The organism is Cobetia marina (assembly GCF_001720485.1).
In the GTDB taxonomy this organism is placed as follows: Bacteria; Pseudomonadota; Gammaproteobacteria; order Pseudomonadales; family Halomonadaceae; genus Cobetia; species Cobetia marina.
The window spans coordinates 502,121-515,754 of the sequence record NZ_CP017114.1; the positions used below are offsets into that span (position 1 = coordinate 502,121).

At 62.6% G+C, this 13,634-nt stretch carries 12 protein-coding genes; 8 read left to right on the top strand and 4 right to left on the bottom strand.

Annotated elements, in window-relative coordinates; translation table 11 throughout:
• The first annotated feature begins 27 nt into the window (after positions 1-27).
• Together folB and folK are read left to right on the top strand one after the other, a co-directional pair.
• Positions 28-396: a dihydroneopterin aldolase gene (gene folB, locus BFX80_RS02190; RefSeq protein ID WP_077378104.1), complete on the top strand. Its 369-nt coding sequence runs from the start codon at positions 28-30 to the stop codon at positions 394-396.
• Positions 393-932, top strand: a complete 540-nt coding sequence (gene folK, locus BFX80_RS02195) for a 2-amino-4-hydroxy-6-hydroxymethyldihydropteridine diphosphokinase (RefSeq protein ID WP_077378107.1) — start codon at positions 393-395, stop codon at positions 930-932. The genes folB and folK overlap by 4 nt, the downstream gene beginning before the upstream one ends.
• A 196-nt stretch (positions 933-1,128) precedes the next feature.
• On the opposite strand, the gene tsaD is transcribed toward folK, so the two are convergent.
• Complete coding sequence (gene tsaD, locus BFX80_RS02200) at positions 1,129-2,169, bottom strand: tRNA (adenosine(37)-N6)-threonylcarbamoyltransferase complex transferase subunit TsaD (protein WP_077378110.1); 1,041 nt, start codon at positions 2,167-2,169, stop codon at positions 1,129-1,131.
• A gap of 425 nt (positions 2,170-2,594) precedes the next feature.
• Here tsaD and rpsU point away from each other — a divergent pair, with 425 nt between their 5' ends.
• The 3 genes from rpsU to rpoD all read left to right on the top strand — a co-directional run bounded on the left by rpsU (position 2,595) and on the right by rpoD (position 7,258).
• Entirely contained in the window at positions 2,595-2,810 is a 216-nt protein-coding gene (gene rpsU, locus BFX80_RS02205; protein WP_024951433.1) for a 30S ribosomal protein S21, read from the top strand.
• A 245-nt stretch (positions 2,811-3,055) separates the two neighbouring features.
• Positions 3,056-5,110: a DNA primase gene (dnaG, locus tag BFX80_RS02210; protein WP_084207865.1), complete on the top strand. Its 2,055-nt coding sequence runs from the start codon at positions 3,056-3,058 to the stop codon at positions 5,108-5,110.
• Between the two features lie 309 nt (positions 5,111-5,419).
• A complete protein-coding gene (gene rpoD / locus BFX80_RS02215) occupies positions 5,420-7,258 on the top strand; it encodes an RNA polymerase sigma factor RpoD (protein WP_084207866.1) in 1,839 nt (612 codons plus the stop codon).
• Between the two features lie 162 nt (positions 7,259-7,420).
• On the opposite strand, the gene BFX80_RS02220 is transcribed toward rpoD, so the two are convergent.
• The 3 genes from BFX80_RS02220 to BFX80_RS02230 all read right to left on the bottom strand — a co-directional run bounded on the left by BFX80_RS02220 (position 7,421) and on the right by BFX80_RS02230 (position 9,878).
• Positions 7,421-7,747, bottom strand: coding sequence for a S24/S26 family peptidase (locus tag BFX80_RS02220; RefSeq protein ID WP_077378119.1), 327 nt, complete (start codon positions 7,745-7,747; stop codon positions 7,421-7,423).
• A 274-nt stretch (positions 7,748-8,021) separates the two neighbouring features.
• Positions 8,022-8,756: a hypothetical protein gene (locus BFX80_RS02225; RefSeq protein ID WP_157109420.1), complete on the bottom strand. Its 735-nt coding sequence runs from the start codon at positions 8,754-8,756 to the stop codon at positions 8,022-8,024.
• 147 nt (positions 8,757-8,903) lie between these two features.
• Positions 8,904-9,878 carry a LysR substrate-binding domain-containing protein gene (locus tag BFX80_RS02230; protein ID WP_077378122.1) on the bottom strand — a complete coding sequence of 325 codons (975 nt, stop codon included), beginning with the start codon at positions 9,876-9,878 and terminating at the stop codon, positions 8,904-8,906.
• 216 nt (positions 9,879-10,094) lie between these two features.
• Between BFX80_RS02230 and BFX80_RS02235 the strand changes: the two genes are divergently transcribed.
• From BFX80_RS02235 to BFX80_RS02245, 3 genes are all read left to right on the top strand, one after another.
• Complete coding sequence (locus tag BFX80_RS02235; RefSeq protein ID WP_077378125.1) at positions 10,095-11,477, top strand: L-serine ammonia-lyase; 1,383 nt, start codon at positions 10,095-10,097, stop codon at positions 11,475-11,477.
• Between the two features lie 478 nt (positions 11,478-11,955).
• Complete coding sequence (locus tag BFX80_RS02240) at positions 11,956-12,789, top strand: ABC transporter ATP-binding protein (RefSeq protein WP_084207867.1); 834 nt, start codon at positions 11,956-11,958, stop codon at positions 12,787-12,789.
• Complete coding sequence (locus BFX80_RS02245) at positions 12,786-13,589, top strand: ABC transporter ATP-binding protein (RefSeq protein WP_084207868.1); 804 nt, start codon at positions 12,786-12,788, stop codon at positions 13,587-13,589. Before BFX80_RS02240 ends, BFX80_RS02245 begins: the two co-directional genes overlap by 4 nt.
• Positions 13,590-13,634: the final 45 nt, after the last annotated feature.

A 13,634-nucleotide genomic window follows, 5' to 3' on the forward strand; every position in this document is an offset into this window, starting at 1 on the left:
TCATCCGACAAGCATAGAGGTAACGCCATGGATCGTGTGCTGATCGAGGCTCTGGCAGTTGAGACCGTGATAGGAGTCTATGACTGGGAGCGTACCATTCGCCAGCGTCTGGTGATCGATCTGGAGATGGCGACGGACATCCGTCCTGCCGCGGCCGGGGATGATCTGACGCATACCCTTGATTATGCTGCCATCAGCGCTCGGATCCAGACCTACGCAGACGACAGCCAGTTCGAGCTGGTGGAGACCTTCGCGGAGCGTCTCGCCGCGCTGCTGCGGGAAGAATTCGGGATTCCCTGGCTCAGGATGACGGTGCGCAAGCCGGGGGCGGTCCCGGAGGCGCAAGCGGTGGGCGTGCGCATCGAGCGTGGCACGCTCGTGGATGTCAGCGCATGACTCTGGTGCTTGTCTCCATCGGCAGCAACATCGAACGTGATCATCACGTGCGAGTCTGCCTGGATGCCCTGGAGGCGACCTTCGGGGAGCTCACGCTGTCTTCCGTCTACGAAAGCGAGCCGGTGGGGTTCGTCGACGGGCGCAATTTCTACAATCTGGTGGCGGGATTCCACAGTGACTGGAGCGTCGGTGAGCTGCAAGCCTGGTGCAAGCAGGTCGAGTTCGCCAACGGACGCCTCGAGGGCAGCCCCAAGTTCAGTCCGCGTACGCTGGATATCGACATCCTGACGGTCGGTGAGCTGACCGGCGAGATCGACGGTGTCCTGCTGCCGCGCGAGGAAGTGGATCGCAATGCCTTCGTGCTGCTGCCACTGGCGGAAGCCTTCGCCGAGCAGCGCCACCCGGTGCGTGGGGTCGACTATGCCAGCCTGTGGCAGTCATTCGTCGAGCATGGGCATGCCGAGTCGCAGCCCTTGTGGCCGGTGGAGTTCAGCTGGCGTTGCCGGAGGATCTCCCGCACCGGCGTCGCGCCGTGATGAGGCGGCATTCTGCGCGGTCTGATCACGGCGCTGAATGACGCTCGCGCCATGACCTGCGCCACATGAAGCACGAACGCCCTGCCGGGTAGCCCGGCAGGGCGTTGCTGTTTTCATCGGAACCGTTTTCATCGTAGCCGTTTCATCGCAGCTACGCCTTTTCACGGCCGCCGAGACGCGCCGGGAGCGGCAGTGATCAGTCGTGATGCCCCTGCGGCGCGGACAGGCTATCGAGAGGCCAGCGTGGTACGGCCTTCATCGGGCCAGTGTCCTGCTCACCGGCGTTCAGTCGTTGTGCACCCACGTAGGCGATCATGGCGCCATTGTCGGTACAGAAGCGACCGCGCGGATAGTAGGCGCGGGCGTTGCGCTTGGCCAGTTCATGGCTCAGGCGCTCGCGCAGGCGGGTATTGGCACTGACGCCGCCCGCCACGACCAGACGCTTGAGACCGGTCTGATCCAGCGCGCGGCGGCACTTGATGACCAGGGTGTCGACCACGGCTTCCTCGAAGGCGCGCGCGATGTCGGCGCGATGCTGTTCGTCCGGCTCGCCACTGGCCTTTGCCTTCTTGAGGGTGACCATGGTGTGGGTCTTGAGGCCCGAGAAGCTGAAATCCAGTCCGGGGCGATCCGTCATCGGGCGCGGGAAGCGGTAGCGCTTCGGATCGCCCTGCTCGGCCAGCTTGGCAACCTGCGGGCCGCCGGGGTAGGGCAGTTCCAGCATCTTGGCGGCCTTGTCGAAGGCCTCGCCTGCGGCATCATCCACGGACTCGCCCAGCAGCTCGTACTCGCCCAGCCCGCGTACCGCCACCAGCTGTGTGTGGCCACCGGAGACCAGCAGCGCCACGAAGGGGAATTCCGGTGCGTCGTCTTCCAGCATCGGGGCCAGCAGATGGCCTTCCATGTGATGCACCCCGAGCACCGGAATCTGCCAGGCTCTGGCCAGGCCATGGGCCGTCGAGGCGCCGACCATCAAGGCGCCCACCAGCCCCGGGCCTGCGGTATAGGTGATGGCATCGATGTCAGCGGCTTTCAGATTCGCCTCGTCCATCACCTGCTGGATCAACGGCAGCAGCTTGCGGGTATGATCGCGAGAGGCCAGCTCCGGCACCACACCGCCGAATTCGGCGTGCATGGCGATCTGGCTGTAGAGGGCGTCTGCAAGCAGGCCCTGGTCCGTGTCGTAGATGGCGACGCCGGTCTCGTCGCAGGAAGTCTCGATGCCGAGCACACGCATGGCTGACTCTCAGGAAATATCAGAAGTAGAGGGCGGCACGGCCAGCGAGGCTGCCTGAGCGAGCCCGAGAGGCGAGGGTGCCGTGAATGCGCGATATTCTACTGGCTGTGAGCACGGGTGTCGCGCCAGCTGGCGTTATGCGAGAGACGATTTCCGGTTTCCGCGTTTGCAAAGGCGGGGACGGGTGTCTAGAATATGGCACTCTGCAAGACTGGGTCGTGCATCCGACCACCCCGCAAAAGCTCCCCGAATCATGATTCCAGCCAGCGACGGCTACCCTCACCGGTGGTGTCGCAGGCGACTGATTGATGCTGGATCGACCTGCAGGTGGCGGTTTACCGTCGCTGGCTGGTGGCTCCTGAGGAGTGGCTGCACCGGATGTGCGTTCAAACCGAACTCATGATCTCAAGGTAGGTGAGTGTTTAATGCCTTCAGTTAAAGTACGTGACAACGAGCCGTTCGACGTCGCCCTGCGCCGTTTCAAGCGCTCCTGCGAAAAAGCCGGTGTTCTTTCCGAAGTGCGTCGTCGTGAGCACTACGAGAAGCCGACCGCTGTTCGCAAGCGTCAGCAGGCGGCCGCTGTAAAGCGCCACGCCAAGAAGGTTCAGCGTGAGCGCAAGCGTTTCGAGCGTCTCTACTGATCCGTACTTTTGGGGAGTGATCCACTGCTCTCTGGAAGGACACCAAGCGGCTGCCTCACGGTGGCCGCTTGTTTTTGTCTCTGGTGATCCGTTTGTTCCCGAGTCGTGTGTCAGTTCACTGCACACGTTGCTGTTTCTCGAGGGATGGCCTGACCCGAGCGCTGTCGTCGATGTGATCGCCCGTTGGCGTGATGTCGACTCACTGCGTTGGGGTCAGTCCGTTTTTCCATGACTTCTGGCGAACCATGGCTGGTCTCATCCCGCAAGGCTTCATAGACGATCTGCTGGCCCGTACCGATGTGGTCGAGGTGGTAGGTGAGCGTGTCCAGTTGAAGAAGGCTGGCAAGAGCTATGTCGGCCTGTGCCCCTTCCATCAGGAAAACTCTCCCTCGTTCAACGTCATTCCGGACAAGCAGTTCTATCACTGCTTCGGGTGCGGGGCGAGCGGCAGTGCCCTCAAGTTTCTGATGGAATTCGATCGTCTGCCGTTTCCGGAAGCGGTCGAGCAGCTCGCCTCGCGTCTGGCGCTCGAGGTGCCCCGTGAAGGCGGCAATCAGAGCCCCCATGAACGTCGCGAGCGCCAGCGCCGCGAGCAGGCCCGTGAAGAGGGTGTCAATCTGCTTGAGGCGGCGGCTGACTTCTATCGCCAGCGCCTGACGGAACCTGCCGCACAGCCCGCCCGTGAGTATCTTGAGGGGCGTGGGCTGTCGCGTGAGGTGATGCGCGATTTCGGTATCGGCTTTGCGCCCCAGGGCTGGGAACATCTCAAGCACCATCTGAGCAAGCTGGGTGTCAGCGAAGAGGTGCAGATCGAGTACGGCCTGCTGATCCATCACGAGGAGAGTGGGCGGCGCTATGACCGCTTCCGCGATCGCGTGATGTTCCCGATCCGTGACTGGAAGGGGCGCACCATCGCCTTCGGTGGTCGCGTGATGGGCGATGCGAAACCCAAATACCTGAATTCCCCCGAGACGCCTGTCTTCCACAAGGGGCGTGAGCTCTACGGCCTGTATGAGGCCCGCGAGGCGAATCGCAAGCTTGAGCGCATGCTGATCGTCGAGGGCTACATGGACGTCGTGGCGCTGGCGCAGTATGGCATTCGCAATGCCTGCGCCACCCTGGGCACCGCGACCAGTGAGGAACACCTCAAGCGCCTCTATCGGCTGGTCGATGAAGTGGTGTTCTGCTTCGACGGTGACAAGGCTGGCCGTCAGGCCGCGCGCCGGGCACTGGAGACGGTGCTGGACGTCATGATCGATGGCCGCCAGGCACGTTTCCTGTTCCTGCCTGAGGGTGAAGACCCGGATTCGCTGGTGCGCAGTGAAGGGCAGGAAGCCTTCGAGAAGCGGGTGACCTGCGCCTCGGGGCTCTCCGAGTTCCTGTTCGAGCAGGCGGCGGAAGGGCGCGACCTCAAGCGCATGGAGCAGCTGGAGCGCTTCGTGACCCAGGCACTGGAATGGATATCCCGGGTGCCCGAGGGGGTGCTGCGTTCACTGCTGCTCAAGGAGCTGGAGCGCCGCAGTGGCCTGGAGCGTGAGCGGCTGGATGCCATGCTGGTGGAGCGTGCCGCGGCGCGTGATGCCCAGCAGGCGCGTCTCCGGCAGCATCAGCAGCTGCGCCAGTCGCACTCCGCCGCTCCGGCGGGGAATCGCCTGGAAGGTGGCAGTCTGAATGAACCGCAGGGTGGCGACTGGTCATCGCTGGATGCGATGGCAGATGCCGGCTTCGGTGAGCAGGATGCAGAGGGCTGGCAGCCGGAGGACTGGGCGCCACCCCCGGAGGCTGGTGGTGCCTCGGGTGGGCGGTCTCGTCCGGCCGCTGCCTCGCATGGCGCGGCGCGCAAGACGTCACCGCGTCACTCGGTCAGCATGCTGACGCGCCTGCTGCACCTTCTGGTGCATGAGCCGCAGCTGGTGGCGGAGCTGCCGGCCAGCGATGAATGGATCGAAGGCGCCGGCGAGCCGGCAGACAGTGAGGATGTCCGTCTGCTGGTCGAGGTGGTGAGATTGCTCAAGGCTGGCCAGTATCGTTCGCCTCAGGTGCTGCTGGCGCACTTTCTGGGCACTGCTCAGGGGCCGCGCCTCGAGCAGTTGGCCGCGCGTGAGCTGCTCATCCCGCGTGAAGTGCGCAGCGAGGAGCTGAAGGGGCTGGTGGAGCATTGCCAGCATCAGCTGGCGCGCACGTCACCCGAGGCGGAATACCAGGCCTTGCTGGCCAAGGAAAAGCAGGGCGAGAAGCTGTCGGCTGAGGAGAAGCAGCGGCTGATGGCCCTGCTGATGCAGCTGGCAACGCGGCGCTGAAGCTCACGGAGCCTTTCGGTGACCGCATGTGGGAGATGGGCCGTCCTCGCGGATGAAAAAGCGTTGGCTGACCTTGAAAGACGCTCTCACACACACTATCTAATGGGGTAGTTCCCGATGCGGACTGCCGCAACGTAACCGATAACGCTAACACACCTGGATGGTCCGGCAAATACGCCGCTGGCAGCATCTCCCGATGGCACGCTATACTGGTGCGCTTGATGCTCTCTTCGTCCCTAACCGGCGCTTACTCGCTGAGCAGCGTCGCGTCCAGGTGCTTCATTCTTCTTCGTCGAGATTAGGGGTTCTATGGCTGGTAATGCGCAGCAGCAGTCGCGTCTCAAGGAGTTGATCGCGCGCGGCAAGGAACAGGGTTACCTGACCTATGCCGAGGTCAACGATCACCTGCCCGAGGATATCGCTGATCCAGAACAGGTGGAAGACATCATCAGCATGATCAACGATATGGGCATCAAGGTCGCTGAAGAAGCGCCTGATGCCGATACCTTGATGATGTCTGATTCCTCCACTGACGAGTCCGCCGCCGAAGAAGCCGTCGCTGCTCTCGCCGCGGTGGAAAGCGATGTGGGACGCACGACCGACCCGGTCCGCATGTACATGCGTGAAATGGGTACCGTCGAACTCCTGACCCGTGAAGGCGAGATCAAGATCGCCAAGCGGATCGAGGAAGGCACGCGTGAGGTCATGTCGTCTCTGGCCTTCCTGCCGGGAGCGGTCGACTCCATTCTCGAAGCCTACGATGGCACGCTCGGCGAGGACGGCGGACGTCTGTCCGACCTGTTCTCCGGTTTCATCGATCCGGATGAAGGCGTACCGGGTGTCGCTGAAGTCGAGGTCGAGGAAGTTGAGGAAGTCGAGGAAGGCGAGGAGTCTGAAGGCGAGGACGACGACGAGGACGACTCCGCTTCCGAGGGTGGTCCGGATCCTGAGCTTGCACGCGTGCGCTTCGAACAGATTCGCGAGCAGAATGATCTGACCAAGGCCGCCATCGAGAAGTACGGTTCAGGTTCTCCTGAGGCCAAGGCCGAGCAGGAGCGTCTTGCCGAGCTGTTCTCGCCGATCAAGCTGGTGCCTAAGCACTTCGAGCGCCTGGTCGGTCAGGTTCGCGTGTCCGTCGAGCAGGTGCGCGAGCAGGAAAAGGTCATCCTGCAGATCTTCGTCAAGCGCGGCAAGGTGCCTCGCAAGAGCTTCATCAAGGCATTCCCGGGCCACGAGTCCGACATGGACTGGTTCGACGGCTTCATCGGCGGCAGCAAGAAGTACGCCGACAAGCTCGAGCCGTTCCGTGCCGACGTGCTGCGTGCCCAGCGCAAGATCGCCTTCGAGCAGGACATGGTCCAGCTGCCGGTCAGCGAGCTCAAGGAAGTCAATCGTCGCCTGTCGATCGGTGAAGCCAAGGCGCGGCGTGCCAAGAAGGAAATGGTCGAGGCCAACCTGCGTCTGGTCATCTCCATCGCCAAGAAGTACACCAATCGTGGCCTGCAGTTCCTGGATCTCATCCAGGAAGGCAACATCGGCCTGATGAAGGCCGTGGACAAGTTCGAGTACCGTCGTGGTTACAAGTTCTCGACCTACGCCACCTGGTGGATCCGTCAGGCGATCACGCGCTCCATCGCGGATCAGGCGCGCACCATCCGTATTCCGGTGCACATGATCGAGACCATCAACAAGTTGAACCGTGTCTCGCGTCAGATGCTGCAGGAAATGGGTCGCGAGCCGACGCCGGAAGAGCTGGGTGAACGCCTCGAGATGCCGGAAGACAAGGTGCGTCGCGTGCTCAAGATCGCCAAGGAGCCCATCTCCATGGAGACGCCGATCGGTGACGACGATGATTCGCACCTGGGTGACTTCATCGAGGACGGCACCATGGTCTCGCCGATCGACTCCGCCACCGGCGAAGGTCTGATCGAAGCGACCCGCGGCATCCTGTCCGGTCTGACCGCACGTGAAGCCAAGGTGCTGCGCATGCGTTTCGGTATCGACATGAACACCGACCACACCCTTGAGGAAGTCGGCAAGCAGTTCGATGTCACCCGTGAGCGTATCCGTCAGATCGAAGCGAAAGCGCTGCGCAAGCTGCGTCACCCGTCACGCTCCGAGTCACTGCGTTCCTTCATGGAAGAGTGATCTGAAGCGTTCGGGGCCACGGTTCAGCCGCTGGCCCCGCTGACAGCACAACGCCCGCCCCCATGCGAATGGGAGGCGGGCGTTGTCGTTTCTGGACGCGAGTGAATGGCGTGGATAGCAGGCGGACATGATCGTCTTGCGATGCGCTGAGTGGTGGTGCCGTCAGGCTCCATGCCCCAGCTGATGCGAGGATGAGGTCGCGGCCACGCTGAAGATGACGCGTCCCTTGACGCACTGGCGGGACACCGGGCCCATCTGCTCACTGCTCAAGCCATCGGGGTGCTCTCCGTAAAGCCAGAGGCGGCCGTGGTGGTCGATGCGATCTACATGCTTGATCAGCCGTCCCAGCGTCGGGTGTTCCACCACGATGGTGGTACCCGGTGCCAGGGGCCAGTGTCCAGGCCAGCGCATGCTGATGACCAGACTGTGCTGCGGGAGACGGGGGGCAAGACTATGACCGTGCAGGCGGTAGCTGTTGAACCAGCGCATGTGAGGCTCCTTGAAGGTGAGGGCATGACACGGTCGGGGTCTTGTCGGTGTCTTTCCTGAGCAGTGGTGATAGTTGTAGGGTATCCACTGCTTAGTAAAATATAATCATTCTCATTTGATGTCCAGGCATTCTCATCCCCGGACGGAGGGTTGGTGCCGGGCAAGGGCCGAAAAAAAGCCGCGGCTCATGGTGAGCAGCGGCTTCTTCGGTATCACGAACGTGCGGGATTCTCGGGGTTCCAGCGGCGCTGGAGAGGGACTCAAGCGATGTGCGTCAGAGTGCGGCGTCGAGTTCGCGCAGTCGGGCACGGCGCTGGCGACCCATGCGAATGGCCAGCAGCACGATTTCGGCCACGGCGATCGCCATCAAGGTGTAGCCGAACAGTTCGGTGACTTCCTCGGCAGCATTCTTGACCGAGCGCAGGTAGGCGCTGCCCATCAGGGTTTCCCAGAACTCCGAGCGACCATAGAGGCGCGAGAAGACATAGGTGGCCAGGAAGCCGGCGCCAAACACTCCGAAGGCGAAGCTGCGACCGAAGTGTTCGAACTCGGCCACGAAGCGGGTGCGATGGCGCCATACGCCGATGATGACCGGAATCGCGACCACGCTGACCAGGATCTGCCAGCTGCCATCACCGAGCATGCCATCGAGCATGGCGTCCTGTTCACGGATCAATGACGCTGCGAACAGGCCGAACAGCAGCAGGCTGACGGTGCGAAGATCCGGGAGGCGTGAATGTACCAGCCACATGGTGGCGGCACTCAGCGCCAGCAGGGTGCTCTGCATGTGTTCCGTCCAGCTGGCTTCGCTGAAGCCGACATCGCCGAAGTGATGGGCATCATGCATTACCAGCGACATCATCGCTGCCACCACGGGGGCATAGATGGCCAGGCGCAGGCAGGCCTGCATGAACAGCGAGGTCGGCTTGCGACCATAAAGAGGCTGTTCGGCGCTGATGGGCAGCGGGACGGTATGGTGGTGTCGTGTCTGTGAGGTCAGGCGAGACAAGGGACTCTCCGGACAGTCCATGGACTGCCTGTCAGGGTGAGGGTGTCGTTTGCCTGCTCATTATAACGATGCAAAGGTGGCGGGTTAATATTGCCTTAAGAAAACTGTGAGGTGCCATTTGAGCATCGATGTCGCGTCATCAATCACTCATCCCTGTCTCAGTCGGTCGCGCTCGGCCTCTTCGACGATCCAGTCATGCACGGCCTGGATACGGCCATCGTCCAGAGTGCCGTGGGGATGGACGATGACGTAACGCTTGCCGGTCAGCACGCGCTCCGCGAACGGGGCAATCAGGATGCCGCTGTTCAGTTCATGGGTGATCAGGGTGCGTCTTGCCATGGCGACGCCCATGCCGGCGATGGCCGCTTCCATCGAGAGATGATTGCGATTGAAGGTATAGCCACGCTGAACGTTGACCTCCGGTGCGCCGATGCTCGCCAGGTAGAATTCCCATTCGGCATGGTCGTGGCTGCCGCGCCACGCAGTGACGTCATGCAGGAGGGGGTACCAGGCGAGATCCTGAGCATTGCGCAGTGGGGGGCGGCCGCGCATCAGGCCGGGGTGGCAGACGGGGAAGATCTCTTCTTCCATCAGCTCCGTGACCTGCATGCCGGGGTAGTGGCCATCGTTGAGGTCGACCGCCAGCTCGAAATCCCCCTCGCGCAAGGGTGAGTCACTGTCCTCGGCACGTACGTGCAGCTCGATGTCCGGGAAGCGTGCCTGCAGGCGGGGCAGGCGTGGTGCCAGCCATTTCGAGAGGAAAGACGGCACCGAGCGCAGGCGCAGCACGCCGCTCATCAGGCCGCTGCGCAGCCGCTTGACCTCCAGCCCCACTGCGCCGTAGGACTGCTCCACCACGCGTGCCAGACGCGCACCTTCCCCCGTCAGTTCCAGCCCGCGTGAACGGCGTAGAAACAGCTTGAAGCCCAGCCGCTCCTCCAGCTGCTTGATCTGCTGGCTGACTGCACCCGTGGTGACATGCAGTTCCTCGGCGGCACGCGTGAAGGAGGCGTGGCGCGCCGCGCAGGCGAATACCTGAAGCCAGGCGTGGGTCTGGCCATTGAGGTGGCGTGGGCTGATGGGGTGAGGCGTGGCGAGTGGCGAGTCGGAGGGCTTGGGCATGCTGGAACTCGTGCTGGCAAGAGACGACAGATGGATACTGACTGAACAGGGATGACGCTTATGACACAGTCTACGCCGTTTTTGTCTCGTATGGTTTAGTAAAACTAAAGCCATGGGCAATTTTTATGGTTTGTGACTGTGGTGCCCCTCCCTCATCATGGCGTCATTCACTCGCACGGCCACTGGCTCGGCGGGAACTCGAGATGAGGTGTCGTCATGTCCATCAGCGTATTTGATCTCTTCAAGGTCGGTGTCGGTCCGTCCAGCTCGCATACCGTGGGCCCGATGCGCGCTGCCGCACAATTCGTGGAAACGCTGCGCGCAAGGGATCTGCTCGAGCGTGTGGCGCGCATCGAGGTGCAGCTGCATGGCTCGCTGTCCGCGACCGGTGTCGGGCATGGCACCGACAAGGCTGCCATCCTCGGGTTGATGGGTGAGCTGCCCGAGACCATCGACCCGACCATCATCGAGCCCTGCGTCGAGGAGCTGCTGGAATCCCAGACGCTGCTGCTCGACAACCGCATCGCGGTGCCCTTCGTGTGGGTGCGCGACATGCAGTGGCACGACGAGCCCTTGCCCTATCACCCGAATGCCATGCGTCTGGTGGCGCATGGCTACCGTGAGGAGCTGTACCGCAATGTCTACTACTCGGTAGGCGGCGGCTTCGTGGTCGATGAGGTGGAAGCGGCGCGTGATCCGTTGCTGGAAGACGAAACCCTGCGCCTTCCCTATGAGTTCAATACCGCCAATGAGCTGCTGGCGCTGTGTCGCATGCACAAGATGCGCATCAGTGAGCTGATGATGGCCAATGAGTGCTCGTTGCGCAGCGAAGCTCAGGTGCGTCGCGGTCTGTGGCGCATCTGGGAGGTGATGAACGAATGCATCGACAACGGCCTCAGCCATGAGGGCATTCTGCCCGGTGGGCTCAACGTCAAGCGGCGTGCCAAGCGGCTGCACGCGCGCCTTCTGGATGTGGAGTCCAGCAAGTCGATCATCACCTCGACCTTCTCGGCGATGGATTGGGTCAACCTGTTCGCGCTGGCGGTCAATGAAGAGAATGCCGCTGGTGGGCGCATGGTCACCGCGCCGACCAATGGCGCGGCGGGCATCATTCCGGCGGTGCTCAGCTATTACATGAAATTCCAAGAGGATGCGCGCGAGGAGGATGTGGTCGATTTCCTGCTCACGGCGGCCTCGGTGGGCATCCTGTGCAAGAAGAACGCGTCCATCTCCGGGGCGGAAGTCGGCTGTCAGGGCGAGGTGGGCTCCGCCTGCGCGATGGCGGCGGCCGGCCTTGCCGAGCTGATGGGCGCGACGCCGGAGCAGGTCGAGAACGCCGCGGAAATCGGTCTCGAGCACAATCTGGGGCTGACCTGTGACCCGATCGGCGGCCTGGTGCAGATTCCCTGCATCGAGCGCAATGCGATTGCCTCGGTCAAGGCGATCAACGCCGCCCAGATGGCGATGTGTGGCGATGGGGATCATTTCGTCTCGCTGGACAAGGCGATCCGTACCATGCGCGACACCGGCCGCGACATGCAGGACAAGTACAAGGAAACCTCCAAGGGCGGGCTCGCCGTCAACGCCATCGAGTGCTGATGCGGCTCCCTGTTCCGACGCTCTCTTTTCTCTTCTGAAGTCTTGCCATCTTCGGAGGCTAACGCATGGTCTCCGGCCAGAGATCATGTGCTCGGCAACCCTCATTGACGCCTCTCGGCACGGATTTCCGTGACCGGGATGGCGTCTTTTTTGTGCGTCTCTTTCACCGACCGTCACCACCCGACGCCTGATATCTGGCAAGGAATCGTTCCCTTGCGCGTGCCCTGGCGGCAATCACCTGCCGCTGGCATCGCCATGCCCGATATTTCGCGCCTGTCGATGATCAAGCAGAAACTGATATATCGGCTATTGGTCGAGTGACGTGGGATGAGGCTGGCAGCGTGAGTGGCAGTGTTCTAGTTTACGTTAACGTTAATTGCGCTGAGTGCAACGCCCCTGTCGGGCGGCGCCAGCGCCTCTTCACTCAGCCTTGTCGCATAGACACTGCCGGCTTGCCGGACAGGGACGGAGACCCGACATGCCATCACCTCCCATTCAGGGACCGCGCGCCAGTGGAGGTGTCTCTGCCACGGCGCCCATCCTCGAGACACGTGGCCTGAGCAAGGATTTTCGTGGTTTCACCGCCGTCGATGATGTCGATCTGCAGATTCAGGAAGGCCACATCCATGCGCTCATCGGACCGAATGGCGCAGGCAAGACCACGGTCTTCAACCTGCTGACCCGGTTCCTGCCCGCGACCCGTGGCGAGATTCTCTATCGTGGCAAGTCGATCACCCGCATGCGCTCGCATGAGATCGCGCGTCTCGGGCTGGTGCGTTCCTTCCAGATATCCGCAGTCTTCGCGCAGATGACGGTACTCGAGAATGTGCGGGTGGCACTGCAGCGCTCACAGGGCACCTCGTTTCACTTCTGGAAGTCCGAGCGCAGCCTCGACAGCCTCAATGAGCAGGCGCTGCATCTGCTGGAAGAGGTGGGGCTGCGCGAGGACGCCAACCGAGTGACGGCCAGTCTGCCCTATGGCCGCAAGCGTGCGCTGGAGCTCGCCACCACGCTGGCACTGGAGCCGACGGTGATGCTGCTGGATGAACCGACCCAGGGCATGGGCGCCGAGGATGTAGACCGTGTGGTCGAGCTGATTCGCGTCGCGGCACGTGGGCGCACGGTGCTGATGGTCGAGCACAACCTGAGCGTGGTCAGTCGTCTGTGTGACCGCATCAGTGTGCTGGCGCGCGGACGCGTGCTGGCGGAAGGCGACTACGCCAGCGTATCGGCCGACCCCGAGGTGCGCGAGGCGTATCTGGGCAGCGAGGTGACCGATGTCACAGCGGATCAGCGCGAGGAAGTTTCATGACCCAGATTCTGGAAAGCCCGGCCAAGCGTCAGGCCCCTGCGAGTGACTCCGCCACGCCGCAAGAGCAGCTCTGCCTGCGCGAGCTGAACGCCTGGTATGGCGAGTCCCATGTGCTGCATGGCGTCAACATGATGGTGCGGCGCGGCGAGCTGGTGACCTTGCTGGGTCGCAATGGTGCCGGCCGCAGCAGCACGCTGCGCGCGATCATGAACATGGTCGGGCGGCGCAGTGGCGGGATCTTTCTCAAGGGTCGCGACACCATGAAGCTGGCCCCGCATCACATCGCCCATCTCGGTGTGGGCTACTGCCCCGAGGAGCGTGGCATCTTCTCGAGTCTGAGCGTCGAGGAAAACCTGCTGTTGCCACCGATGGTCAAGGGCGCAGGGCATGGCCAGGGTCAGAGCCAAGGTCAGGGTCAGAATCAGGGCATGTCGCTGGATGAGCTCTACGCGCTGTTTCCCAATCTGCATGAGCGGCGCAACAGCCAGGGCACGCGCCTCTCCGGTGGCGAGCAGCAGATGCTGGCGCTGGCGCGCATCCTGAGAACCGGTGCCGACCTGCTGTTGCTGGATGAGATCACCGAGGGTCTCGCGCCGGTCATCAATCAGAAGCTGGGTGAGGTGCTGATGCTGCTGAAGGCGCGCGGCATGACCATCGTGCTGGTCGAGCAGAATTTCCGCTTTGCCGCACCGCTGGCCGACCGCCATTACCTGATGGAGCACGGCACCATTCTTGAGGAGATCACCGCCGCTGAGCTGCCGGCACGCCACGAATATCTGCACAAGGTACTGGGGGTCTGAACTCCCGGTCGGGGTGAGCTGCACCGGGCTTGCCGCCATGCACCG

Coding starts and splice junctions, on each gene's coding strand:
- BFX80_RS02245 (WP_084207868.1), top strand. CDS start 12,786: ATGACCCAGATTCTGGAAAGCCCGGCCAAGCGTCAGGCCCCTGCGAGT.
- BFX80_RS02235 (WP_077378125.1), top strand. CDS start 10,095: ATGTCCATCAGCGTATTTGATCTCTTCAAGGTCGGTGTCGGTCCGTCC.
- dnaG (WP_084207865.1), top strand. CDS start 3,056: ATGGCTGGTCTCATCCCGCAAGGCTTCATAGACGATCTGCTGGCCCGT.
- folB (WP_077378104.1), top strand. CDS start 28: ATGGATCGTGTGCTGATCGAGGCTCTGGCAGTTGAGACCGTGATAGGA.
- rpsU (WP_024951433.1), top strand. CDS start 2,595: ATGCCTTCAGTTAAAGTACGTGACAACGAGCCGTTCGACGTCGCCCTG.
- rpoD (WP_084207866.1), top strand. CDS start 5,420: ATGGCTGGTAATGCGCAGCAGCAGTCGCGTCTCAAGGAGTTGATCGCG.
- folK (WP_077378107.1), top strand. CDS start 393: ATGACTCTGGTGCTTGTCTCCATCGGCAGCAACATCGAACGTGATCAT.
- BFX80_RS02230 (WP_077378122.1), bottom strand. CDS start 9,878: ATGCCCAAGCCCTCCGACTCGCCACTCGCCACGCCTCACCCCATCAGC.
- tsaD (WP_077378110.1), bottom strand. CDS start 2,169: ATGCGTGTGCTCGGCATCGAGACTTCCTGCGACGAGACCGGCGTCGCC.
- BFX80_RS02220 (WP_077378119.1), bottom strand. CDS start 7,747: ATGCGCTGGTTCAACAGCTACCGCCTGCACGGTCATAGTCTTGCCCCC.
- BFX80_RS02240 (WP_084207867.1), top strand. CDS start 11,956: ATGCCATCACCTCCCATTCAGGGACCGCGCGCCAGTGGAGGTGTCTCT.